At 76.0% G+C, this 22,747-nt stretch carries 26 protein-coding genes and 1 tRNA gene; 13 read left to right on the top strand and 14 right to left on the bottom strand.

Annotated elements, in window-relative coordinates; genetic code table 11:
• Positions 1 to 70: 70 nt before the first annotated feature.
• A complete protein-coding gene (locus ACYVHQ_RS06920; RefSeq protein ID WP_460511467.1) occupies positions 71 to 1,327 on the top strand; it encodes a DUF2254 domain-containing protein in 1,257 nt (418 codons plus the stop codon).
• Positions 1,328 to 1,371: 44 nt separating this feature from the next.
• Complete coding sequence (locus tag ACYVHQ_RS06915) at positions 1,372 to 2,028, top strand: HAD-IA family hydrolase (protein WP_460511465.1); 657 nt, start codon at positions 1,372 to 1,374, stop codon at positions 2,026 to 2,028.
• Positions 2,029 to 2,050: 22 nt separating this feature from the next.
• On the opposite strand, the gene ACYVHQ_RS06910 is transcribed toward ACYVHQ_RS06915, so the two are convergent.
• The 4 genes from ACYVHQ_RS06910 to ACYVHQ_RS06895 form a co-directional block, all read right to left on the bottom strand.
• Positions 2,051 to 2,124, bottom strand: a tRNA-Gly gene (locus tag ACYVHQ_RS06910).
• Between the two features lie 138 nt (positions 2,125 to 2,262).
• Positions 2,263 to 2,736 (bottom strand): hypothetical protein, encoded by a 474-nt coding sequence (locus ACYVHQ_RS06905; protein ID WP_460511463.1) that lies wholly within the window; start codon positions 2,734 to 2,736, stop codon positions 2,263 to 2,265.
• Entirely contained in the window at positions 2,733 to 3,449 is a 717-nt protein-coding gene (locus ACYVHQ_RS06900; RefSeq protein ID WP_460511461.1) for an Asp23/Gls24 family envelope stress response protein, read from the bottom strand. Before ACYVHQ_RS06900 ends, ACYVHQ_RS06905 begins: the two co-directional genes overlap by 4 nt.
• A complete protein-coding gene (locus ACYVHQ_RS06895; RefSeq protein ID WP_460511459.1) occupies positions 3,446 to 3,997 on the bottom strand; it encodes an RNA polymerase sigma factor in 552 nt (183 codons plus the stop codon). Before ACYVHQ_RS06895 ends, ACYVHQ_RS06900 begins: the two co-directional genes overlap by 4 nt.
• Before the next feature lie 143 nt (positions 3,998 to 4,140).
• Here ACYVHQ_RS06895 and ACYVHQ_RS06890 point away from each other — a divergent pair, with 143 nt between their 5' ends.
• Genes ACYVHQ_RS06890 through ACYVHQ_RS06870 form a run of 5 tightly spaced genes read left to right on the top strand, consistent with a single transcriptional unit; the run spans position 4,141 to position 6,416 of the window.
• Entirely contained in the window at positions 4,141 to 4,698 is a 558-nt protein-coding gene (locus tag ACYVHQ_RS06890) for an Asp23/Gls24 family envelope stress response protein (RefSeq protein ID WP_460511457.1), read from the top strand.
• On the top strand, positions 4,695 to 4,886 hold the full coding sequence (locus ACYVHQ_RS06885; RefSeq protein ID WP_460511455.1) for a hypothetical protein: 192 nt from the start codon (positions 4,695 to 4,697) through the stop codon (positions 4,884 to 4,886). The genes ACYVHQ_RS06890 and ACYVHQ_RS06885 overlap by 4 nt, the downstream gene beginning before the upstream one ends.
• Positions 4,883 to 5,230, top strand: a complete 348-nt coding sequence (locus ACYVHQ_RS06880; protein ID WP_460511453.1) for a hypothetical protein — start codon at positions 4,883 to 4,885, stop codon at positions 5,228 to 5,230. The genes ACYVHQ_RS06885 and ACYVHQ_RS06880 overlap by 4 nt, the downstream gene beginning before the upstream one ends.
• Positions 5,227 to 5,808, top strand: a complete 582-nt coding sequence (locus ACYVHQ_RS06875; RefSeq protein ID WP_460511451.1) for a hypothetical protein — start codon at positions 5,227 to 5,229, stop codon at positions 5,806 to 5,808. The genes ACYVHQ_RS06880 and ACYVHQ_RS06875 overlap by 4 nt, the downstream gene beginning before the upstream one ends.
• Positions 5,805 to 6,416, top strand: coding sequence for a hypothetical protein (locus ACYVHQ_RS06870; protein ID WP_460511448.1), 612 nt, complete (start codon positions 5,805 to 5,807; stop codon positions 6,414 to 6,416). Before ACYVHQ_RS06875 ends, ACYVHQ_RS06870 begins: the two co-directional genes overlap by 4 nt.
• 65 nt (positions 6,417 to 6,481) lie before the next feature.
• Here the strand turns inward: ACYVHQ_RS06870 and ACYVHQ_RS06865 are convergent, their stop codons facing one another.
• A complete protein-coding gene (locus ACYVHQ_RS06865) occupies positions 6,482 to 7,462 on the bottom strand; it encodes an NAD(P)H-quinone oxidoreductase (RefSeq protein ID WP_460511446.1) in 981 nt (326 codons plus the stop codon).
• A 38-nt stretch (positions 7,463 to 7,500) separates the two neighbouring features.
• Here ACYVHQ_RS06865 and dcd point away from each other — a divergent pair, with 38 nt between their 5' ends.
• Positions 7,501 to 8,103 (top strand): dCTP deaminase, encoded by a 603-nt coding sequence (dcd, locus tag ACYVHQ_RS06860; protein WP_460511444.1) that lies wholly within the window; start codon positions 7,501 to 7,503, stop codon positions 8,101 to 8,103.
• A gap of 189 nt (positions 8,104 to 8,292) precedes the next feature.
• Here the strand turns inward: dcd and ACYVHQ_RS06855 are convergent, their stop codons facing one another.
• Complete coding sequence (locus tag ACYVHQ_RS06855) at positions 8,293 to 9,270, bottom strand: AraC family transcriptional regulator (RefSeq protein WP_460511443.1); 978 nt, start codon at positions 9,268 to 9,270, stop codon at positions 8,293 to 8,295.
• A 174-nt stretch (positions 9,271 to 9,444) separates the two neighbouring features.
• Here ACYVHQ_RS06855 and ACYVHQ_RS06850 point away from each other — a divergent pair, with 174 nt between their 5' ends.
• Positions 9,445 to 10,476, top strand: a complete 1,032-nt coding sequence (locus ACYVHQ_RS06850) for an aldo/keto reductase (protein ID WP_460511441.1) — start codon at positions 9,445 to 9,447, stop codon at positions 10,474 to 10,476.
• Between the two features lie 102 nt (positions 10,477 to 10,578).
• Here ACYVHQ_RS06850 and ACYVHQ_RS06845 read toward each other — a convergent pair whose 3' ends face one another.
• From ACYVHQ_RS06845 to ACYVHQ_RS06830, 4 genes are all read right to left on the bottom strand, one after another.
• On the bottom strand, positions 10,579 to 11,490 hold the full coding sequence (locus ACYVHQ_RS06845) for a tryptophan-rich sensory protein (protein WP_460511439.1): 912 nt from the start codon (positions 11,488 to 11,490) through the stop codon (positions 10,579 to 10,581).
• 143 nt (positions 11,491 to 11,633) lie between these two features.
• Positions 11,634 to 12,098 (bottom strand): DUF3817 domain-containing protein, encoded by a 465-nt coding sequence (locus ACYVHQ_RS06840; RefSeq protein WP_460511437.1) that lies wholly within the window; start codon positions 12,096 to 12,098, stop codon positions 11,634 to 11,636.
• Between the two features lie 682 nt (positions 12,099 to 12,780).
• Positions 12,781 to 13,683 (bottom strand): FAD-binding oxidoreductase, encoded by a 903-nt coding sequence (locus ACYVHQ_RS06835; RefSeq protein WP_460511435.1) that lies wholly within the window; start codon positions 13,681 to 13,683, stop codon positions 12,781 to 12,783.
• Positions 13,680 to 14,258, bottom strand: coding sequence for a molybdopterin-dependent oxidoreductase (locus tag ACYVHQ_RS06830; protein ID WP_460511433.1), 579 nt, complete (start codon positions 14,256 to 14,258; stop codon positions 13,680 to 13,682). The genes ACYVHQ_RS06835 and ACYVHQ_RS06830 overlap by 4 nt, the downstream gene beginning before the upstream one ends.
• 102 nt (positions 14,259 to 14,360) lie before the next feature.
• Between ACYVHQ_RS06830 and ACYVHQ_RS06825 the strand changes: the two genes are divergently transcribed.
• Positions 14,361 to 14,981: a superoxide dismutase gene (locus tag ACYVHQ_RS06825; RefSeq protein WP_460511432.1), complete on the top strand. Its 621-nt coding sequence runs from the start codon at positions 14,361 to 14,363 to the stop codon at positions 14,979 to 14,981.
• Between the two features lie 491 nt (positions 14,982 to 15,472).
• Positions 15,473 to 16,591 carry a glycoside hydrolase family 6 protein gene (locus ACYVHQ_RS06820; RefSeq protein ID WP_460511431.1) on the top strand — a complete coding sequence of 373 codons (1,119 nt, stop codon included), beginning with the start codon at positions 15,473 to 15,475 and terminating at the stop codon, positions 16,589 to 16,591.
• Positions 16,592 to 16,681: 90 nt separating this feature from the next.
• On the opposite strand, the gene ACYVHQ_RS06815 is transcribed toward ACYVHQ_RS06820, so the two are convergent.
• A complete protein-coding gene (locus tag ACYVHQ_RS06815; RefSeq protein WP_460511430.1) occupies positions 16,682 to 17,035 on the bottom strand; it encodes a MerR family transcriptional regulator in 354 nt (117 codons plus the stop codon).
• Positions 17,036 to 17,178: 143 nt separating this feature from the next.
• Between ACYVHQ_RS06815 and ACYVHQ_RS06810 the strand changes: the two genes are divergently transcribed.
• Positions 17,179 to 18,678: a SulP family inorganic anion transporter gene (locus tag ACYVHQ_RS06810; protein WP_460511429.1), complete on the top strand. Its 1,500-nt coding sequence runs from the start codon at positions 17,179 to 17,181 to the stop codon at positions 18,676 to 18,678.
• A 180-nt stretch (positions 18,679 to 18,858) separates the two neighbouring features.
• Here ACYVHQ_RS06810 and ACYVHQ_RS06805 read toward each other — a convergent pair whose 3' ends face one another.
• Positions 18,859 to 20,175 carry a C40 family peptidase gene (locus ACYVHQ_RS06805; RefSeq protein ID WP_460511428.1) on the bottom strand — a complete coding sequence of 439 codons (1,317 nt, stop codon included), beginning with the start codon at positions 20,173 to 20,175 and terminating at the stop codon, positions 18,859 to 18,861.
• A 95-nt stretch (positions 20,176 to 20,270) separates the two neighbouring features.
• Between ACYVHQ_RS06805 and ACYVHQ_RS06800 the strand changes: the two genes are divergently transcribed.
• On the top strand, positions 20,271 to 21,143 hold the full coding sequence (locus ACYVHQ_RS06800) for an alpha/beta hydrolase fold domain-containing protein (RefSeq protein ID WP_460511427.1): 873 nt from the start codon (positions 20,271 to 20,273) through the stop codon (positions 21,141 to 21,143).
• A 233-nt stretch (positions 21,144 to 21,376) separates the two neighbouring features.
• On the opposite strand, the gene ACYVHQ_RS06795 is transcribed toward ACYVHQ_RS06800, so the two are convergent.
• On the bottom strand, positions 21,377 to 22,189 hold the full coding sequence (locus tag ACYVHQ_RS06795) for a DnaJ family domain-containing protein (protein ID WP_460511426.1): 813 nt from the start codon (positions 22,187 to 22,189) through the stop codon (positions 21,377 to 21,379).
• Positions 22,189 to 22,680, bottom strand: coding sequence for a MarR family winged helix-turn-helix transcriptional regulator (locus ACYVHQ_RS06790; protein ID WP_460511425.1), 492 nt, complete (start codon positions 22,678 to 22,680; stop codon positions 22,189 to 22,191). The genes ACYVHQ_RS06795 and ACYVHQ_RS06790 overlap by 1 nt, the downstream gene beginning before the upstream one ends.
• Positions 22,681 to 22,747 lie beyond the last annotated feature (67 nt).

Raw genomic sequence — 22,747 nt, 5'->3', positions numbered from 1 at the left:
GTCGCGAGGGACCGGCCCCGCCTAGGGTGCAGGGCATGGACCTCCTGCTCGATGCCCCGCCCGTGCGCGCATGACCGGCGCCCTGCTCAGGGTCCGGGAGTCGTTCTGGTTCCTGCCCGCCTCGCTCGGCCTCCTGGCCGTCGTCCTCGCCGAGGCGCTCGTCCTCCTGGACCGCAGCCTGCCCGCGCTCGCCACCGACCGGGTGTTCTTCCTGGACTCGCTGAGCGCCTCCGGCGGCCGCTCGCTCCTGTCGGTCATCGGGTCGTCGATGCTCACGGTGGCCGGCACCTCGTTCTCGATCACGATCTCGGTTCTCGCGACGACCTCGTCGACGTACGGCCCGCGGCTCGTGCGCAACTTCATGGCCGACCGCGCGAACCAGTTCGTGCTGGCGACGTTCACGTCGACGTTCCTCTACGCGATCGTCGTCATGCGGACCGTGCACACCGAGGTCGACGACGCGAGCGCCTTCGTGCCGGTCATCGCGGTGCACGTCGCCGTGCTGCTCGGCGTGCTCGACGTCGGGGTGCTGGTCTTCTTCATCCACCACATCGCCCGCTCGGTGCAGATCACGTCGCTGCAGGGGCGCGTGATGGACGACCTCCGCGGCGTCGCCGCCTTCGTCTACCCGGACGAGCCGGGCGAGGGCCTCAGCACCGACCCCGCGCGGGCACGCCCCACGGACCCGGACGCGGGCACGGCCCACGGCACGCTCGTCGGCGGGGCCGACGGCACGAACGTCAGGGCCGCCTCCGACGGCTACGTGCAGGCGGTGGCCTGGGAGCAGCTGCGGCGGTCCGCCGATGGGGCGGGCCTCGTCGACGTCGTCGCGATGCCCGGGAGCCACGTCATCGAGGGCGACGTGCTCGTGACGACGGACCGCCCGGCGCCCTCGGCGACCGTGAAGGCCCTGCGGCGCGCGTTCACGCTCGGCGTGGCGCGGACGCCCCACCAGGACGTCTCGTTCGCCCTGCAGCAGCTGGTCGAGATCGCGGTGCGGGGCCTCGCCTCGGGCAGCAACGACCCCTACACGGCGGTGAGCGCGCTCGACCACGCCGCGGGCGTGCTGGTCCCGCTGTGGCGGCGCGGCGAGGCCGTCACCGCGCTCGTCGACGACTCCGGGGCCCCGCTCGTGCGGTGCTCGTGGCCCGCGGTGGAGGAGCTGGTCGACAGCGTGTTCGACGCGGTCGACACCTACGCGCAAGACCAGCCGGCCGTCCTCGAGGCGGCCACGCGCCTCCTGCGCCGGCTCGACGCGGTCGCCCCGCCGACGCGCGAGGGCCGCCTGTCGGCCCACGAGGCGCGGCTCGAGCGCGCCCTCGCCTGAGCACGAGCGCAGGAGGCGCGGCCCCGGGGCACCAGGATGGTCCCGTGACCACTCCCACGACGCTCACCGCCCGCGCCTTCCTCTTCGACATGGACGGCACCCTCGTCGACTCGCTCGCGACCGTCGAGCGCATCTGGACCGGGTTCGCCGAGCGGTTCGGCCTGGACCCGGCCGAGGTGCTGGCCGCCGTGCACGGGGTCCGCGGCCAGGACAGCATCGCCCGCTTCGCCCCCGCCGGCCTCGACCACGACGCGCTGCTCGCCGAGCTGGCCGCCGGTGAGCTCGAGCTCGCCGGCACGACGGTCGAGGTCCCCGGCGCCCGGGACCTGCTCGCGGCCCTGCCCGCGACCGCCGTCGCGCTCGTCACCTCCGCCGACGCCGAGCTCGCGCACGCCCGCACGTCCGGCGCCGGCGTGCCCCTGCCGGAGGTCGTGGTCACCGCCGACGACGTCGCCCGTGGCAAGCCCGACCCCTCGGGCTACCTCCTCGCGGCGTCCCGGCTCGGCGTCGAGCCCGGCGACGCGATCGTGTTCGAGGACGCCGAGGCGGGCATCCGTGCCGGCCTCGCGGCGGGCATGCGCGTGGTCGTCGTCGGCGGCCACGAGAGCCCGACGACGCAGGGGCTGCCGCGCGTGCGCGACCTGCGCCAGGTGCGCGCGGCGGTGGCGGGCGACGGGAGCGTCGAGGTCTCGATCAGCTGACCGCGGTGCTCGTCGGGGGATCTGGAGCGAGTGACGGGAATCGAACCCGCGCTACCAGCTTGGGAAGCTGGAGTTCTACCATTGAACTACACTCGCGCAGCACGCCGGGGCGTGCGCGACCACTCTAGCAAGGTCGCCGCCGGGCGTGGGGCGGGCCTCCTGCGATCGTGGCCGAGACCGGCCGGTGCAGCGCCACCGGGCCGGGCCGGGCCGCGCCGCGCCACCGGGCCGGGCTCAGGGGTCGACGCCGACGACGCGCAGGTCGACGGACGCGGGCGGCAGCCCGGCGAGGGCAGGATGCGCGAGGAGCGCCTCCGCGACGCGGCGGGCGACGGCCGGGGCGGTGGCCGCCTCGGCGACGCAGAGGTCGACCGTGAGGCGCACCTCGACGTCGGAGAGCGCGATGCCGACGACCGGGCCCGACGGTCCCGCGGTGCGGTCGACGGCCGCCCCCCGGTGCCCGACGAGCGACCGGAGCCCGCCGACCGCACCGCCCAGGGCGCCCTGCACCATCTCGCCGAGGCCGGTGCGCGGCTGGACGCGGGTGACGCCCTCGACGGCGGCGGCGACCGCGCCGAGCGCCGCTCCGAGCGCGTCGGGGTCGACGGGGCCGACGATGTCGTCGGGGCCAGGGCCGGGGGCGACGGGCTCGAGCGGCCCCGCCGGCTCGGGCGGCCCCGCGGGGTCGAGGTGGCGTCCGTCGCTCATCGGGCACCTCCGGTCGGTCCGTCGTCGGTGGTCCGGGGCTCGACGTGCACGTCGCGGACGAGCACGTCGAGGGCCGTGACGACGAGCTCCGTCTGGGCGGCGAGCGCCGCGTGCACGGCGGTGCGCACCCCGTCGGCGACGGTGTCGGCCGCGGCCCCGTACCGGACGCTGACGGCGACCTCGACGGTGACCGGCGCCTCCGGCACGGTGACGTCGCCGGCGAGCGTGCACGACAGCACGATCGCGCCGGGCACGCCGTCGCCCGCGTCGCGGACGAGGGCCCGCACGGCGCCCTCAGTGATGCGGAGCTCGCTGCGCGGGTCGGGCGAGGCCAACGGGATCTCCCGGCCCGAGCGCGCCTCGAGGCGCACGCGGTCCATGATCCCGGCGATCCAGTGCGGTTCGGGCGCGGGCTCGGCGGCGGCCTCGGCGGCGAGCACGTCGCCCGTGACGGCACGGAGGCGCTCGAGCGCGGCGAGCTGGGCGCGGTTGCCGGGGTGCTCCTCGAGGAGGGGGTCGTAGGGCTGGCGGCAGGCGTCGAGGTAGTCGGAGAGCCTCTCGTAGCTGGCGCTGCCGGGCTCGTCCGAGGCCGCGTCGACGGCGGCGCGCGCGTCGGCCTGCGCCTGTGCGGCGGTCGCCGCCGCGGCACCGGGGTCGACCCCGGGCAGGGCAGGAGGCGCGAGGTCCCGCCCGTCGGGTGTGCGCTCGCTCATCGGAAGGCCTCCATCTCGCGCGTCAGCGTCTCACGGGCGCGGGCGAGCTGGCCCCGCACGGCGGTCACGCTCGTGCCGGTCCGCGCCGCGATGTCCTGGTACGACTCCCCGCCCACCTCACGGAGCAGCCACGCCCGTCGCTGCCCGGCCGGCAGCCTCCTGAGGGCCGCGCGCAGCGCCGTCATGGCGTCGCCCGACTCGGCGCTGCGGAGGGGGTCGTCGGTGCCGGTCGTCGGGAGCTCGAGGTCGTCGACGTCGCTCGCGGGCTTGCGGGCACGGATGAGGTCGAACGCCTTGCGGGCGACGATGCGCATCAACCACCCGCGGACCGCCTCCGGCGTGCGCAGCTCGGGCAGCTCCCGCCAGATGACGATCGAGGCCTCCTGCACCGCGTCGACGGCGTCGGCGCGCGAGCCCGTGAGGCGCGTCGCGTAGGCCGTCATGAGCGACAGGTGCCGCCGCAGCAGCACCTCGAAGGAGCGCTCGTCGCCGTCGGCGGCCCGGCTGGCGAGGGTGCCGTCGGACGCCTGCTGGAGGTCCGTGGCCATCTCGCCTCCCCTGCTCGGTCCGGGCCCGGTCGCAGGGCGTCCGGGCGTAGCGTGACGAAAGGACTGGCCGTTGCGTCCCGTCCTTGGTACACCAGCCACGGGCCCCGGTACCGGGGCCGTCCCAGAACGAACGAGGAGCGACCATGGCCGACACGACGAACCCACCCGCCACCGACGCGCTCGGCGTCCCCACCGCAGGAGGCACGACCGCCCCCGGCGGGGCCGCGTCGGCGAGCGCGTCGCCCGGCTCCGGCGCCTCCGGCTCCTCCGTCGCGTCGTCCCCGCGGGCGTCCTCCGCCGGCGCTCGCGACGCCGTCGGGGCCGCACCCGGTCGCACGGTCGTCGCGGACGCCGTCGTCGCGAAGGTCGCCGGACTGGCCGCCCGCGAGGTGCCCGGCGTCCACGCCCTCGGTGGCGGCACGGCCCGCGCGTTCGGGGCGCTCCGCGGCGTGGTCGGCGGCAGCGACGCCGCCCAGGGCATCGCGGTCGAGGTCGGCGAGACGCAGGTCGCCGCCGACGTCACCCTCGTCGTCGAGTACCCGGTGCCGATCCACGACGTCGCCGAGCAGGTGCGCGCGAGCGTGGCGCAGGCGATCAGGCAGCTGGTCGGCATGGAGGTCGCCGAGATCAACGTCGCCGTCGACGACGTGCACATCCCCGGCGACGACGCTGGCGGCGAGTCCGAGGGCCGCGTGCGATGACGACGACGCAGGTGGGCCTCGCGGTCGGCGCCGTCCTCGGCGTCGTCGCGGTCGCGTTCGGCCTCGGCGAGATGCTCGTCGTCGCCGCGTTCCTCGCGGTCGGCGGCCTCGTCGGCCGGGTCGTCTCCGGCCGCACCGACGTGCACGCCCTGTGGGACGCCCTCCGCGGGCGGCGTTCCTCGTCGTGAGCGAGCACGGCCCGGTCGTGCCCGGGCACGTCTCGGTGCGCCCCAGGGTGCTGCAGCGCGTGGCCGGTGCGGTCGTCGCCGAGCAGCTGCGCGTCGAGCGGCACGACGTCCGCGTCGACGCCACGGACGACGGCGGCGACCTGGCGCTCCACGTCGCGACGCCCGTGAGCGTGCCCGCCCTCGACCGTGCGTCCGAGCTGCCCGAGGGCGGCGTCCTGGGCCTGGTCCGCGAGCTGCAGGGCACCGTCCGGTCGCGCGTGCGCGAGCTGACCGGGAGGTCCGTCTCGCGCGTCGACGTCGTCGTCACGGGCGCCCGTGCCGAGGCCCGCCGGAGGGTGTCGTGACCGATCACCGCGCCCTGTACCACCGCCTCCTGCGCCGGGCGACGCACGCGTCGCGGTCGGTGCCCACGGTCGTCGTGGCCCTGCTGCTGCTCGTGCTCGTCGCCTGGGTCGGCACGGAGTCGGCACTGGCCGCGCTCGGCCGGCCCGCCCTGCTGGCGTCGCTCGTCGACCTGCCCGGCACGCTGGCGCGGACCGCCACGGACGCCCCGGCCCTCGTGCTCGCGGTCGGTGCCGTCACCGTGCTCGTCGGGCTCGTGCTGCTCGTGCTGGCCGTGGCACCCGGACGTCGCGGGCGCCACGCGCTCGACGACGCCCGCGTCGCGGCCGTCGTCGACGACGAGGTCATCGCCGCGGCCGCCGCCCGCCGAGCCCGCAGCGCCGGCCGCCTGGGGGCGTCGCAGGTGCGGGCCTGGGTGTCGCGGCGCCGGGTCGGGCTCGACCTGGTCCGCAGCTCGGGCGTCGCCCTCGACGACGAGGCGGTGCTCGCCGCGGTGCGCGACGACCTGGCCGCCGACCCCTGGCGGCCGCCGCTCGAGGTCACGGCCCGGGTCGGGCGGCACGGGAGGATCGGCGCATGAGCCGCAGCAACCGCGCTCTCAGCAGGCTGTTCCTCGCCGTCGTCGGCCTCGTCACCGTCGGCGCGGGCGCGGCCCTGCTCGCCACGGCGAGCGCGGGCAGCGTCGGTCGCGTCCTCCGCGAGGCGCTCGGGTCGACGGGCGACGGCCTGGCCGACCTGCTCGCCCGTACGCCGCTCGACCCCGTGGGCGGCACCGGCGGCAGCTGGCTGCCCCTCGCGCTCACGGTGGCGTGCCTGGTCGTCGCGCTGCTGCTGCTCTGGGCGGTCCTCGCCCATGGCGGCGGCCGCACCGACCGCGTGGTGAGCGTCGACGAGCCCGCGGGCAGCATCGCCGTGTCGGCGTCGTTCGCCGGGACGGCGCTCGTGCACGCGCTGGAGCACCGCCGCGACGTCGCCGCCGTGCACGTCACCGCGTTCCGGGCGGACGGGAGGCCCGCCCTGCGCGTCCGGGTCCGCGTCACGTCGGGCGCGTCCCCCGCGCCCGTCGTCGCCGCGGCGTCGGAGGCCGTCCGCGGGCTGGACCTGCTCCTCGGCACCGACCTGCCGGTGCTCGTGGAGGTCTCCGGCGGGGGCGTCGCGCGCCGCGGCGCGGACTCGCGCGTCGCGTAGCGGACCGCGCCCCCGCGGCGCCCCCTGTCCGCACCGCACCCCGGACGCACCGCACCCGCGGGGCGCTAGCGCACCGCGAGCAGGATCTTGCCGAGGTGCCCGCCGGACTCCATGCGGCGGTGGGCCGTCGCGGCGAACTCGAGCGGGTACACGCTGTCGAGGATCACCCGCACCGCGCCCTGCTCGACGAGCGGCCAGACGTGCTCGCGCACCGAGGCCATGATCTCGCGGCGCTCCTCGAGGGGTCGGGCGCGCAGCGTCGTGCCCCACACGCGGGCGCGCTTCTGCATCAGCAGGCCGACGTCGAGGGTCGCCTCGCGACCGCCCTGGGCGGCGATGACCATGACGCGGCCGCCGACGGCGAGCGCCTCGACGTCCCGCCCGAGGTACGAGCCGCCCACGAGGTCGAGGACCACGTCCACGCCGCGGCCGCCCGTGGCCTCCTGCACGACCGCGACGAAGTCCTCGTCGCGGTAGTCGATGCCCCGCGTCGCGCCGAGCTCCTCGCAGAAGGCGACCTTCTCCGCCCCGCCGGCGGTCGCGTAGACGGTGGCGCCGCGGGCGACGGCGAGCTGGATCGCGACGGAGCCGACCCCGCTCGTGCCGCCGTGCACGAGGAGCGTCTCGCCGGCCCGCAGCCCGGCGGCGAGGAACACGTTGCTCCACACGGTGGCCACGGCCTCCGGCAGTCCGGCCGCGAGCACCAGGTCGACGCCCTTCGGCAGGGGCAGCACGAGGCCCTCGTCGACGGCGACGCGGTCGGCGTACCCGCCGCCGCCCAGGAGCGCCACGACGTGGTTGCCGGCCGCGACCTGCGTCACCTGCTCGCCGACGGAGACGACCGTGCCCGACACCTCGAGGCCGGGCCACTCGGGCGCACCGGCAGGAGGCGGGTACGAGCCCTGCCGCTGGCTCACGTCGGCCCGGTTGAGGCCCGCGGCGGCCACGTCGACGACGACCTCGTGCGGGCCCGGCACGGGCTCCGGCAGCTCGGCGACGACGAGGACCTCGGGTCCTCCGGGGCGGGAGATCGTGACGGCACGCATCCCCCGAGTCTGCCCCCTCGGCCCCTAAGCTCGTCCCCGTGCTGCTCTCGGACCGCGACATCAAGCAAGAGCTCGACGCCCGCCGCATCGGCCTCGACCCCTACGACCCCTCCCTGATCCAGCCGTCGAGCATCGACGTGCGCCTCGACCGGTTCTTCCGCCTGTTCGACAACCACAAGTACCCGTTCATCGACCCCGCCGAGGACCAGCCCGAGCTGACCCGCCTGGTCGAGACGCCCGCCGACGAGCCGTTCGTGCTGCACCCGGGCGAGTTCGTGCTCGGCAGCACGTACGAGCTCGTCTCGCTGCCCGACGACGTCGCCGCGCGCCTCGAGGGCAAGAGCTCGCTCGGCCGCCTCGGCCTGCTCACGCACTCGACCGCCGGGTTCATCGACCCGGGCTTCAGCGGGCACGTGACGCTCGAGCTGTCCAACGTCGCCACGCTGCCCATCAAGCTCTGGCCGGGCATGAAGATCGGGCAGCTCTGCTTCTTCCGGCTCACCTCGCCGGCCGAGCACCCCTACGGCTCCACCGAGACGGGCTCGCGCTACCAGGGCCAGCGCGGACCCACCGCGTCGCGCTCGCACCGCTCGTTCTTGCGCACCGACGTGTCGGCGCACCCGTCGAGCGCCCGCGACTGACGCGTCCCGCCGCGTGACGGGTGTCGACGCGGGGAGCCGACCCGAACGGCCCCCCGCGCCCTTCTCGCAGCCCTGAACCTGACCCTGCGAGGCCCGTCCAGTGTCCGTCGAGCGAGTAGGGAACGCCACGGTCTGTCCGGCGAACGAATCGGTCGACGCTACGGCGAAGGGGCGCGCGACGCGCCCGGCTCAGCGCTCGAGGGTCGTGCGCGGCGGCCGCCCGTAGGACGCCTGGTACGCCGCGGCGAAGCGCCCCTGGTGCGCGAAGCCCCAGCGGGCCGCGATCGCGGCGACGGTGTCGCCCCGGTCCGGACTGGCCTCGACGAGGTCGGCGTGGGCCCGGCGCAGGCGCTCCGCACGCAGCGCGGCGAGGGGCGTCGCGTCGAGGTGGCGCCGGAACGCCAGCTGCAGCCCCCGGGGCGTGAGGCGGGCGGCCTGGGCGATCTCGACGAGCCCGATGTCCCCACCGGAGCGCTCCTCGATGAAGGCGAGGGCGCGCCGCACCGTGCCCGGCAGGGGTGCCGGGTCGTGCTCGAGGTGGTCGTCGACCACGTTGCTCGGGAACGTCTCGAGCAGTGCGGCGACGAACATGCGGAACACCGACCCGCGGACGAGCTCGCTCGACGCCGCCGCCTCGTTGCCGAGGACCTCGCGGTAGACGTGCGACGAGAGCGCCTGCCAGTGCCGCACCGCGTCGGCCGACACCGGGGACGGGTCGAAGAACCGGACGCCGCCCGCGGGCAGGAGGCGGAGGGCCCGGAGCTCCTCCTCGAGCGCCGACCGGTCGAGCATCACCTGGCCGAGATCGAGGTCGTCGTAGCGCGTCCGGACCGGGACCCCGTCGGGGAAGAGGAACGGGGTGCGGGGCACCGTCCGCAGCTGCACGGATTCGTTCGTCACCTCGAGCCTGCCGGAGTGCACCTGGCCCACGCAGACGAAGGGCACGATCTCGGACTCCGACTCGACCGTCCCCGTGTACGAGAAGCGGCCCAGCCCGAAGCGGTGGTCGCCGACGACGCTCTGACGGAACCGGAAGCCGCGCGGGCCCCGGGTCTCGGCCGTCATCGTCCCCACCTTGTAGGTGTCCCGGATGACGGCGTGCGCACGCTCGAGATCGGTGGTGTCGACGGGGCAGCTCGCGGTGCCCAGGACGGATGTGCTCTTCACGTGTCCCCCACGCAGGTCGGGTGACCGAGGTCGCGACGTGGTCGGCGTCGCTCCACGGACCGGCCCCTGATCGGCCGCTCCTCCACGGTACCCGCGGGTACGGAGGTGCGGCAGTCCCCCCGCTCGGGGGCCACGCTCCGCACGCTCGGGGTACAGGCGGCGTAGCGTCGAGTCATGGACCAGAGACTGATGGGCAACAGCGGTGCCGTGGTGTCGGAGCTGACGCTGGGCACGATGACGTTCGGCGCCGAGGCCGACGAGAGCACCTCCCGCGAGATCCTCGACGCCTTCACGGAGGCCGGGGGCACGTTCGTCGACACGGCGGACGTCTACAGCGCGGGCACGTCGGAGGAGATCGTCGGGCGCTGGCTGGCCGACCACCCCACCGAGCGCGAGCAGGTCGTGCTCGCCACCAAGGGCCGGTTCCCGATGGGGTCCGGGGCCAACGACGTCGGCCTCTCGCGCCGGCACCTCACGAAGGCGCTCGACGCGTCGCTCGCGCGGCTCGGCGTGGAGCACGTCGACCTCTACCAGCTGCACGCGTGGGACGCGCTGACCCCGATCGACGAGACCCTGCGGTTCCTGGACGACGCCGTCGCCGCCGGCAAGATCTCGTACTGGGGCTTCTCGAACTTCCTGGGCTGGCAGCTGACCAAGGCCGTGCACCGCGGCGAGGCCCTGGGCACGACGCCCCCGGCGACGCTGCAGCCGCAGTACAACCTGCTCGTGCGCGACATCGAGCACGAGATCGTGCCCGCCTCCCTCGACGCCGGCATCGGCCTGCTGCCGTGGTCGCCGCTCGCGGGCGGATGGCTGAGCGGCAAGTACGTGCGCGACCAGGCCCCCACCGGCGCCACCCGCCTCGGCGAGGACCCGGCCCGCGGCATGGAGGCCTGGGAGGCCCGCAACGCCGACGAGCGCACCTGGGCGGTGCTCGACGTCGTGCACGACGTCGCCCGCGCCCACGACGCCAGCCCGTCGCAGGTGGCGCTGGCCTGGCTGCTCTCGCGGCCCGCGGTGACGAGCGTGATCCTCGGCGTGCGGACCGTCGAGCAGCTGCGCGACAACCTGGGAGCCTCGGGCCTGCCCCTCACCGGCGAGGAGCTCACGCGCCTCACCACGGCGAGCGAGCCGCGCCTCGACGACTACCCCTACGGGACGCTCGGCGTGGCCCAGCGCCACCGCAAGCTGGAGGGCGGGCGCTAGTCGCGACTCCTGCCCTGCGCACGAGAGGCGCCGCACCCCCACGGGTGCGGCGCCTCCTGCTCGTCGGGCGGACGACGGGCCCCGCAGGAGGCCCCGGTCGCCTCAGGCGCTCGCGTCGCCCCGACGACGCCCCCGCGTCACCCGCACGGCCACCGTCACCACCACGACGACCGCCGCCGCGACGAGCGCCGTCACGCCCGCGGTGCCGTTCTCGGGCTCGGCCGTGAGCCGGCCGACGGCGACCCAGGAGAGGCCCCACGCGAGCGAGAGCATGGGCGCGAGGCGTCCGCGCCCGACGACGGCGAGCACCACGCCCACCAGGCCGGCGACGGCCAGCACGACGACCGACCAGCCGTCGACGCCCAGCCCGGCCCCGTCGAAGCCCGAGCTGGCGATCGCGGCCGCGAGGTTCGCCGCGGTCGCGACGCTCACCCAGCCGAGGTAGAGGCCGAGCGTGCCGTCGGTGACGACCGCGTCGACCCACGACGCCGTGCGGGTGCGCAGCAGGAGCACGAAGATCCGGGCCAGCACGAGCAGCAGCACCACGATGACGGCGGCGGCGCCCCACACGCTGCCGAGCTGCACGGCCACGAACAGCCAGGCGGCGTTGAGCAGCAGCGACGCGGCGACCCAGGGGCCCAGGCGGCGGTGGCGGTCCCGCGCCCGCAGGCCGGGCAGCGCCTGGTAGACCGCGTACGCGACGAGGCCCGCGTAGATGACGCTCCAGATCGAGAACGCCTGGGTCGCGGGGGCGATCGTCGTCGCGTCGGCGCTCAGGGCACCGCCGGCCGCGTCGCTCACCTCGGCCCCGCCGAAGGCGCCGGAGCCGAAGGCGGCGAGCACGATCGCGACGACCGCGGTCACGACGACGACGACCTGGCGCACCACGTCGGCGCGGGTGGCGGGGGCGTGCGGGTCGTCGGCGCGGGTGGTGGCGGCGTGCGGGTCGTCGGCGCGGGTGGTGCCGTGGGGGCGGGCGGGGCTGGTGGGGCGGGGCTGCTGCGGGCTGGTCATGCGGGGCACCGTACGCCCTTCAGCTGGCTGATGTCTTAGTGCGTGAAGCTTCTGTCCAGGACCGCTGCCTGGCGACGGGACCCTGCCGCACGGCGCGGCTCAACGCGGCTCGGCACGCTCGAGCGCAGGAGGTGCTGCCCGCGTCAGTCGCCGAGCTGCACGGGCGGCCCGACCGCGAGCAGCGCGGCGAACACGACGCTCACGCCCACGACCGCGACGACGAGCGCGAGCACGGGGTGCGCGAGCACCCACCGGAGCAGGCGGTCGAGCGGCCGTCGGTCCCGGTGGTCACCGGTCGCCTCGCGCCGCCACCCGCCCCGGAGGCGCCCGGAACGGTCGATCCACCGCTCCACCGGCAGGCTGGCGAAGGGCACGACGGCGCTCGCCAGGGCGAGCAGGGTGATGCCCGCGCTCCAGCGCTGGTTGACGGCGACGACGACGCCGGCGACGAGGTACGCCAAGAAGACGAACCCGTGGATCGGACCCGCGATGCTCACCCCGACGTCGGTGACGCGGACGGCGTACTTCAGCAGCATGCCGACGATCAGCAGCGTCCAGGTCACCACCTCGGCCACGGCGAACGAACGGAACAGGGTACGAGGCGACATCAGCACGACTCCGGGATCAGCGGGGAGGGCGGGGACCCGACCATGCTCGCAGCCGCGGGCTGGGGACTCGCCGGGCCCGGCCTCCTGCCGGGCGCCGCCGGGCCGGGCCGGGCCGCCTGCCGGCCGGGCCGCACCTCCTGCCGGGCCGGGCCGCACCTCCTGCCGGCCGCCGCCGAACGCGACAACTTCCGCCCGACACGCCGCCCGAGAGCCACCCCCGCGCACACCACCCCCTCCCGTTGTCGCCTTTTCCGACGAGACGGCGCAGGAGCCCGCCCCACCGCCGCGCCACCGCCGCGCCATCTGCCGGACGCCCGCCGCACCACCGGACGGGCCCCGCACCTCCTGCCGGCCGCCGCCGAACGCGACAACTTCCGCCCGACACGCCGCCCGAGAGCCACCCCCGCGCGCACCGCCCCCCTCCCTGTCGCCTTTTCCGACGAGACGGCGCAGGAGCCCGCCCCATCGCCGCGCCACCGGCCCGGCCACCGCCGCACCATCTGCCGGACGCCCGCCGCACCACCGGACGGGCCCCGCACCTCCTGCCGCCGCCGAACGCGACAACTCGCGCCCGACACGCCGCCCGCGAGCCACCCCCGCGCGCACCGCCCCCGTCGTTGTCGCCTTTTCCGACCAGTGACGCGTGCCGGGCGACAGAGGCCGGACGGGGGCCGGGCCGGCGTCAGAGGCCGCCGAAGCGCTCCGTGCGCACGCGCGTCGGGTCGTGCCCGGCGGCGACGAGCCACTCGGCGACCCGGGCGACGAAGCCGTTCGTGCCGCAGACGTAGACCACGGGGTGGCGTTCGGCGGGCAGGGCGACGTCGAGCAGCTCCCGCTCGGTGAGGCGGCCGGGGGCCCGACCCCCTCCTGCGGGCGCGGCCCGCGTGAAGAGCGTGGTCACCTCCGCCACCCCGGCTGCGGCGTACGCGTCGAGCTCTGCGGCGAACCAGCGCGAGGCGGCGTCGCGGACCGAGTGCAGCAGCCGGAACTCCGGCCCCTCCGCGAGCGCGGCCCGCACCCGGAGCATGCTCACGAGCGGTGCGACCCCCGACCCGCCGGCGACGAGCTGCACCGGCGAGGCGTCGACGGGCGCAGCACCGAGCGGATCGGGCATGACGGCCTGCACGGCCGAGCCCGGTCCGAACCGGGTGGGCGGCCACCGGAACCAGCCGCCGATGGGTCCGCGGACCTCGAGGGGGTCGCCGACCTCCATGGCGTCGACGAGGTAGGGCGAGACCTCGCCGTCGTCGAGGCGCTCGACCGCGAGCTCGATCTCGGGGACGCGACCCGGGCCTCCTGCGCTCGCCCGCACGTCGCTCAGCGAGTACGAGCGCACCGCCTGGTAGCCGTCGTCGGCGGTGAGCCGCACGTCGACGTGCTGGCCGGCGGCCGCCTCGCGCAGGCCGGGGACCAGGAGGCGCAGGGTGCGCCCGCTCCCCGACAGCGGCTCGGTCGACGCGAGGGTCGCGGGCAGCCAGGCGCCCACGACGGCACCCGACGGGTCGACCGGCAGCTCCGACCCCTGCGCGTCAGCCGGCCCGGCCGTCTCGTCCGCGTCGCGGGGCACGGCCGGCTCGACGCTCACGCGTAGCGTTCCTCACGCCAGGGGTCACCGTGCCCGTGGTAGCCCATGCTCTCCCAGAAGCCGCGACGGTCGACGGCCATCGTCTGGATGCCGTGCAGCCACTTCGCGCTCTTCCAGAAGTAGAGGCCCGGCACGAAGAGGCGGGCGGGGCCGCCGTGGTCGGCCGAGAGGGGCTCGCCCTCGTAGCGGTGCACCACCCACGCCTTGCCGCCGAGCAGCTGGTCGAGGGGCAGGTTCGTCGTGTAGCCGCCGTAGCTGGAGGCCATCGCGTGCTGGTGCTCGGTCTCGAGGCCGTCGAAGAGGGTGTCGAGCGAGACGCCGGTCCAGTGCGTGCCGAGCTTCGTCCAGCTCGTGACGCAGTGGATGTCGGTCTCGATCTGCTCTTGCGGGAGGGCGAGGAACTCCTCCCACGACCAGGTGCGCGTCGCGGTCTCGGTGGCGACGGCGAGCTCCCAGCGCTTGATGTTCGGCGTGGGCCCCGCCGAGAGCACGGGGAACCCCTGCTCGAGGTACTGGCCGGGCGGCAGCCTCGGGTCGGTCGCGCGGCGCCTGCCGAACCCTCCGAACGTGGCCATGGGTGCCTCCCGTCGATCGCCTGGGGGTCGCCTGACCCGCGCCTGAACCTACCCCGACCGTGGGCGTACGGTGGAGGCGTCACAGAAAGGACACATCACCTCATGGCTGACTACACCCTTCCCGACCTCCCCTACGACTACGACGCCCTCGCGCCGAGCATCAGCGGCCGGATCATGGAGCTGCACCACTCGAAGCACCACCAGACCTACGTGACCGGCGCCAACACGGCCCTCGCGCAGCTGGCCGAGGCCCGCGACAAGGGCGACCTGGCCAACGTGAACAAGCTCGAGAAGGACCTCGCCTTCAACCTGGGCGGCCACGTCAACCACTCGATCTTCTGGACCAACCTGAGCCCCGAGGCCGGTGAGCCCACCGGCGACCTGCTCGAGGCGATCGGCCGCGACTTCGGCGACCTCGAGAAGTTCAAGGCGCACTTCACCGCCACGGCGCTCGGCGTCCAGGGCTCCGGCTGGTCCGTGCTCGCCTACGACTCGATCGGGCAGAAGCTCGCCGTGTTCCAGCTCTTCGACCAGCAGGGCAACGTGCCGCTCGGCCTCGTCCCGCTGCTCATGCTCGACGTCTGGGAGCACGCCTACTACCTCGACTACCAGAACGTGCGCGCCGACTACGTCAAGGCCTTCTGGAACGTCGTAAACTGGGGCAACGTGGCAGAGCGCTACGCGCGCGCCACCTCGCAGACCTCGGGCCTCCTGGTCCCGTAGCCACCCCCGGCCCCGCGCCCCGACGGCACGGCGTCACCCCTCGATCACCCGCGGGTGATCGGCGGTCGACGCCGTGCCGTCCGTCGTCACCCCGCCGGACCGAACGGTCCACCCGTTCGACGCCCGTTCTCACCAGTTCTCGTACTGCGTCCGACCCCCGCGGCTCCCTACCCTGGGATCAGAGGATGCGTTCCGGGGGGAACGGGGGACCGTCGCGGGCCCGGCCGATCTCCACCAGGAGGCGCCGGGCCCGCGACGTCCGTCCGCGGTGGTGGGCCCGCGGGCGGTCCTCGACGTCGCCCGACCGCGTGGGGTACGCGCTCGGTCCCCGAGACGTCCGGCTGCGGCCGGGGCGTGTCCGTGCTCAGATGGTCAGCACCAGGGACGGTCTCCGTGCCGGTGACCGTCACGACCAGGTCGGTCGCACCCCCGGCCGTCCTCCCGGAGACCCTGCGACCCGGACATCCTGCGACCTGCGAGCCGGAGACCCCGTGAGCCGACGACCCGCCCGCCGCCCGATGGCCGTCGCGCCGTCCCGTCGCGCGGGGCCACGCCTCGCCCCACGGGGCCGGGCCGCCGCGGGTGCCGCCGCGGGTGCCGCCACCGTGCTCGCCGTGGGCGCCCTCCTCGCCGGCTGCACCTCGGGCACCGAACCACAGCCGCCCGCCTCCCCCGACCCCGCGCCGACCTCGACCGCCCTGCGCTCCGACGACATCCGTCGCGCTCCGGTCGACCGGGTCTTCCCCGGCGGCCTCGCCGTGCAGACCGACTCCGTCGCCTCGAGGGCCAGCTCGCAGCTCGTCCGGTCGGGCGACACGGCCGGCGCTGCCGCCGCCGACGACATCGCGGAGCGCCCCGTCGCGCTCTGGCTCGGCGACGGCTGGACCGACGCCGAGCTGCGCGCCGAGATCGCCGAGTACCTCGCCGACGCCCGCGCGCAGGGCGGGACGGCCGTGTTCGTCACCTACGCGATCCCCGAGCGCGACTGCGGCCACCACTCCCGCGGTGGCCTGCCCGCCGACCGCTACGCCGCCTGGAGCGCCGTCGTCGCCGACGCCCTCGCCGGCGAGCCGGCGGTGGTCGTCGTCGAGCCCGACTCGCTCGCCATGCTCGACACCTGCCCGGACCAGGCCGACGTGCGCCTTCCGCTGCTGCGCGAGGCCGTCGAGGGCTTCGCGGCCGCGGGGGTCCCCGCCTACCTCGACGGCGGCAACTCGGACTGGGTGCCGCCGGCGGTCATGGCCGAACGGCTCCGCGCCGCCGGCGTCGAGCACGCGCGCGGCTTCTCGACCAACGTGTCGGGGTTCCACCCCACCGACTCGGAACGCGACTACGCCGGCCGGCTCTCGGCGCTGACCGGCGGTGCGCACTACGTCGTCGACGTGTCGCGGAACGGCCGCGGCTGGCAGGGCACGTGGTGCAACCCCGAGGGCGTGGCCCTCGGCCAGGACCCCCGCGTCGCCGACGGCGACGAGGACCTCGACGCACTGCTCTGGGTGAAGACGCCCGGCCTCAGCGACGGCGACTGCAACGACGGCCCCGGGGCGGGTCGCTGGTTCGCGTCGTACGCCGTCGACCTCGTGGAGCGGCGCGACGCCGACCGCGGCTGACGCGGGGCAGGAGGCGCGGGGCGCGGGGCAGGAGGCCCGGGGCAGGAGGCGCGGGGCGGGGGCGACCCGCGCCTCCTGCCCGGTACGGGGTCAGCGCGCGCGGAGCAGCGCGAGGAACTCGTCGGCCATCGCCAGCTGCGCCTCGAGCCCTGCGCGGCGCTCGGCCGCGCGAGCCGTGAACTCGTCGAGCCGGACCCTCGACGCGGCGTCGGACGGGTCGGCCTCGAGGGCGCCGACGATGCGCAGCAGGTCGGCCATCTCGTCGAGGCTGAAGCCGAGGGGCTTCATGCGGCGGATCACCATGAGGCGCGCGAAGTCCTGCTCGGTGTAGAGGCGGAAGCCGCCCTCGGTGCGCCCCGACGGCGTCAGGAGGCCCACCTCGTCGTAGTGCCGGATCGTGCGCAGGGACATCCCGGCACGGTCGGCGAGCTCTCCGATGCGCATGGTGCGATCGGTCGCCCCTGGCTCGTGCGTCACAGGTCCCCCTCGTGGTGGTCCGGCCCTCCCCCACGCGAGCATAGGGTTGCAGGGTCTCGTCGCCGGCAGGGTCGCCGGTCCGATCACCCATCTTCCCGCAGGAGACCCGCATGTCCGCCGTGACGACCAGCCCGCGCCCGCGCCCCGACGACTCGGTCCGCGCCGTGCTGCGCAGCCCCCGCCTCTTCACCAGGGAGGCCCTGGCCGGCATCGTCACCACGCTCGCGCTCGTCCCCGAGGTGATCTCCTTCTCGGTCATCGCCGGCGTCGACCCGATGGTCAGCCTCGTCTCCTCGATCGTGCTGACCCTGGTCATGAGCGTGCTCGGCGGGCGGCCCGCCGTGGTGACCGCCGCCGCCGGGTCGGTGGCGCTCGTCATCGCCCCGCTCGTCAGCAGCCACGGGGTCGGCTACGTGCTGCCGACCGTGCTCCTCGCCGGGCTCGTGCAGCTCGCCTTCGGGCTCGGGGGCCTCGCCCGCCTCATGCGCTTCATCCCGCGCAGCGTCATGATCGGCTTCGTCAACGCCCTGGGCGTGCTCATCTTCGTGGCGCAGGTGCCGCACGTGCTCGGGCAGACCTGGATCGTCTGGCCCCTGCTCGCCCTCACCCTCGCCATCGTGCTGGGCCTGCCGTACCTCACGAAGGCGGTCCCGGCGCCGCTCGTGGCCATCGTCGTCGTCACCGTCGTCGTGGCCGTCGCCCGCCTCGACGTCGGCGTCGTCGCCGACGAGGGGCGCGTCGGCGGCGGCCTGCCCGGCCTGACCCCCTTCTCCGTGCCGCTCACGCTCGAGACGCTCCAGATCATCTGGCCCACCGCGCTCAGCGTCGCGTTCGTCGGGCTCATGGAGACCCTCCTGACCGCGAAGCTCGTCGACGACCTCACCGGCACGCCCTCGCACAAGGGCCGCGAGTCGTGGGCCCTCGGCGTCGCCAACATGGCCGCCGGTGCCTGGGGCGGCATCGCCGGCTGCGCCATGATCGGCCAGACCGTCGTCAACGTGCGGATCGGGCGGGCGCGCACCCGCGTGTCCACCGTCGTCGCCGGGCTGTTCCTGTTGCTGCTCGTGACCGGGCTCAGCGAGGTCATGGCCCGGATCCCGATGGTCGCCCTGGCCGCCGTCATGATGGTCGTGGCCGTCACGACCGTCGACTGGCACAGCCTCCGGCCGTCCACGCTGCGGCGCATGCCGCTGCCCGAGACCCTCGTCATGGTCGTCACCGTGGTCGTCGTCGTCGCCACCGACAACCTCGCGATCGGCGTCGCCGTCGGCGTGCTGCTCGCCATGGTGCTCTTCGCCAGGAGGGTCGCCCACGTCATCCGCGTCGAGCGCCACCTCGACGAGGCCACCGGCCGGGTGCGCTACGACGTGCGCGGTCCCCTCTTCTTCGGCAGCAGCAACGACCTCGTCGAGCACTTCGCCTACGCGGACGACCCGGAGCACGTCGTCGTCGACCTCACCCACGCGCAGGTGTGGGACGCCTCGAGCGTCGCCGCCCTCGACGGCGTCGTCACCAAGGCCGCCGAGCACGGCACCACCGTCGAGCTCGTCGGGCTCGACGAGCGCAGCGCCGGGCTGCGCGACCGGCTCACCGGGCGCCTCGGGGCGTAGCCGCACGGGCCGGCGCCGGCCACGGGCCGCGCCTCCGCACCGCGGAGTTCGCTCGGCACCGTGGACTTTCACGGTGCCGAGCGAACGTCACGGTGCGCCGCAGGAGGCGCGGGGAGCAGGAAGCGCAGCGCGGCAGGAGGCGCATCGGGCAGGAGGCGCGACGGGCGACCTCCGCGGGCGTCAGCCGTCGATGCGGACGAAGTGGTGCGCGGGCGTCCAGATGGGCCGGACGTCGACGAAGCCGCCCGGCTTCGGGGCGTCGAGGATCATGCCGTCGCCGGCGTAGATGCCGTCGTGGGCCAGGTCGTCGAAGACGACGAGGTCGCCGGGCACGGCCTCCGAGGCGGGGATGCGCCGCCCCTCCTGCTCCTGCGCCGGCACGTAGTGCGTGAGCTCGATGCCGAACTGCGCGTACACGAACGTGATGAGGCCCGAGCAGTCGAAGGCGGAAGGGTCCTCGCCGCCGTGCACGTACGGCGTGCCGAGGTACTGCATCGCGACGGCGAGCACCTGGTCGCGGTCGAGCTCGTCGTAGAGGGGGTCGGCGAGGTGGTCGGCCGTGGTGGGCCCGGTGTAGTCGCTGGCCACGGCGGCCGTCACGTTGCGCCGGTTCTGCGTGGCGAGGTCGACGAGCGAGGTGGCTCCGTAGGGGTCGCGGGTCGCGTCGGCGTCGGAGACGTCCGCACCGACCGACAGGCGCTGGCCCGTCGAGGCGACGTAGGGCGACTCGGCCCCGTCGGCCTGGGCGGCGGACCCGCCGGCCCCGCCGAGCAGCGGCAGCACGGTGCTCGCCGCCAGGCCGACCGCGGCGACGACGAGCGCCGACTTCTTCGCGGCGCCGAGCACGCGGGCGGGGAACGACGCCACGGGCTGCGGAGCGCCGGAGGCGGTGGTCACCGAGGCGACGGACGCGCGACCAGCCGGGCGGCGCGACGACGGCGCCGCGGCCGCGGCTCCCGCGGCCAGGGCGGCACGGCGCGAACGGAGGACCTGCGGCGCGGCGGCGGGCGCGGGGCCCGTCACGGGAGCGACGGCGGGATCCGCGCCGACGGCCGGAGCCGGAGCGACAGCCGCGGCCGGAGCGACGGCCGGGGCCGGGGCCGGGACGACGGCGGACGCGAGGGGCGCGCCGGCAGCGGGGCGGGCCTCCTGAGCGGTCGCAGCCCCGGAGCGCGGGTCGGTGGCCGGCACGGGAGCGAGCGGGTCGAGGGCCGGCTCGGGAGCGCGCGTCACCGCGGCGGGACCGGTGGCCGCACGCAGCAGCGCCTCGGAGGGGACGAAGGAGTCCCGGCGGCGGGGCGGCAGCACCGCGGCCTCGGCCCGCCGGCGGGCCTGGGCGGCACGACGCTCGCCCGGCGCGACGGCCGCGGGCGCGTCGACCTCGGTGCGGGCCGCACGACGACCGGACCCTGCTCGGCGACCGTGCCCGACGGGGCCCCCGCCGCCTCCTGCGCGCTGCTCGTCGCCGGCGGCAGAGGGGGAGGCAGGGTAGGTCACGCGGAACGTCCTCACGTCGAGCGGTCGTGGGCCGTCCGACCTTATCGCGGCCCGCCGACGACGCCAAGGTCGGGCCGGGCTGCTTGACTCGGTCCATGTCGATCCGCCTGGCGCTCACCCGGGGCCTCCTGCGCACCCTGCCCCGGCACACGGCGACCGCGGAGAGCCTGCGCACCTCGCTGCCCGACCGGGGTGCGGCGGCGGGGGCAGGAGGCGCGGTCCGTCGCGTCGCCGTCGTGCGCGAGACCGCCGTCGGCGGCTGGCCGGTGACCCTGCTGACGCCGCGTCGCGGCACCTCCGGCACCCATGTCGTCTACGCGCACGGCGGTGCGTACGTGCGACCGCTGAGCCGGTTCCACTGGTCGATCCTCACGCGACTGGTGCGGTCCGGCGCCAGCGTGAGCGTGCCCCACTACGGGCTCGCGCCCGACCACGGCCCCGACGAGGCCCTCGAGCTGATGGCCGCGGTGCACCGGAGGGAACGTGCCCGGCACGACCGCGTCGTCGTGGCCGGCGACTCCGCGGGCGGCGGCCTCGCCCTGGCGCACGCGATGCGCGACCGCGACGCCGGGCGCCCCGCCGCCGACGCCCTGGTCCTGTTCGCACCCTGGGTCGACGTCACCCTCGCCGACCCGGCCGCGGCGGCCCTCGAGCACCGCGACCACCTGCTCGGCGTCGAGGGGCTGCGCGAGGCCGGGCGTCTCTGGGCGGGCGACCGCGACCCGCGCGACCCCTCGGTGAGCCCGCTCTACGGCGACCTCGGCGGGCTGCCGCCCGTGTTCACCTACCAGGGCGACCGGGACGTGCTGCTGCCCGACGCGAAGTCGCTGACGCGCGGCGTCCAGGCCGCCGGCGGCCGGGCCGAGCTGCGCATCGCCGCGGGCGGGTTCCACGTGCACGTCGCCGCGGGGTGGACGCCGGAGGCCCGCCGCACCTTCGCCCACGTGGACCAGGTGCTGCGCGGCTGACGCCGCGCGCCGCCCTGCCGTCCGCGCGCCGCCCTCCGGTCCGCGCGCCGCCCTCCGGTCCGCACGAACCACCCACCGGGCCACGCACCACGCCTAGGCACGGGGAGCACCGCCGCCCGGAGGTTCACGCACGGCGGACGCAGGGCGCCACGGGGCACCGGCACCCGCAGGGGCGTCAGCGCCGGCGGCACAGCGGCGCGTCAGCGTCAGCGCCGGCGGCGCAGCGGCACTCGTCAGCGCCCGCGGCGCGCCTCGCGGGCGGCACGGCGGCGCTCGCGCCACGTGGGCGGCGGCGGGGGCGCCGCCGCGGCCGCCGCGCGACGTCGCTCGTCGCGCCGCTCGCGCCAGCGCCGCAGGTCGTCGTCGACGTCGCGGGTGGGCGTGACGACGGGTGGGCCTCCGGCGAGCTGCCGACGCGCCTCGACGACCCTCGCGTTGAAGTCCTCGACGGCCTCGCGCACCGCCCGCTCGGTCGTCAGGGCGTCGAGGGACGCGTCGAAGCGCGCGTGCTCGGTGCGCAGCGACAACGCGGGCGGCGCGAGGCCGGAGAGGTTCTCGCGCTCGATGAGGCCCTTGATCCACCAGTCGGGGTCGTGCGTGCCGGTGAGCCCGGTCAGCGGCTTGCCCGCACCCGGGAGGTCGTCGAACTCGCCCCGGGCGATCGCCTGGTCCAGCCGGATCCGCGCGATCACGTGCAGCTCGTCGACCGTCGGCAGCCGCTCGGGCTCCGCGGCACCGTCGTGCGCGGCACCGTGCGCCGCACCGTCGGCGGCAGGGCGGCCAGCGGCAGCACCATCGGTCGCAGCACCATCGGCCCCAGCGTCGTCGGCAGCGGCGTCGCGCGCGACGCGGTACCGGGCCGCCCGGAGGTTCGGGTCGCGCCGGGCGGCCGCCGCGCCTCCGGTGCCGGAGCGGCCGGGGCCTCTTGCCCCCGTGCCCTCCCCGGGCTCGACGTGGTCGGCCCCACGGCCCGCACGAGCACGCCCGTCGGTCCCGGCGCCGCGACCGGCACCGCCCGCGGCGCCACCCGCGTCGCGCGCCGCCATCAGCGGAAGCCCTCGCCGAGCTGCCGCAGCAGCGTGCCGAGCTGCACCTGCTGTTGGGGCGTGAGCGACGCCAGCCGTTCGTCCTCGGCCTCGACGAGGTCGAGCATCGCCTGGTCGACGCGGCGCAGGCCCTCGTCGGTGAGCTGCACGACGACCCCGCGGCCGTCGTTCGGGTCGACGCGCCGCTCGACGAGACCGCGTTCGACGAGACGGTCGAGCCGGTTCGTCATGGTGCCGCTCGTGACCATGGTCGCCGCGACGAGGTGCTTGGGGCTCAGCTGGTGCGGCTCGCCCGAGCGGCGCAGGGTCGACAGCACGTCGAACTCCCACGTGTCGAGGTCGCTGCGACCGAACGCACCGCCGCGCACCGAGTCGAGCCGGCGGGCGATGCGACGCAGGCGCGAGAACACGTCGAGCGGGGCGAAGTCGATGTCGGGGCGCTGACGGGCCCAGGCGTCGATGATGAGGTCGACCTCGTCGTCCGTGGCCACGGCTGCTCCTTCCGTCGGGACCACGCTAGCCGGGGCCCCCGACAGTCGCCCCTGCACCGCGTCCGGG

Source organism: Frigoribacterium salinisoli (assembly GCF_054781095.1).
Note: the sequence above shows the minus strand (reverse complement) of the source record. Positions and strands in the feature narration are given on the sequence as shown.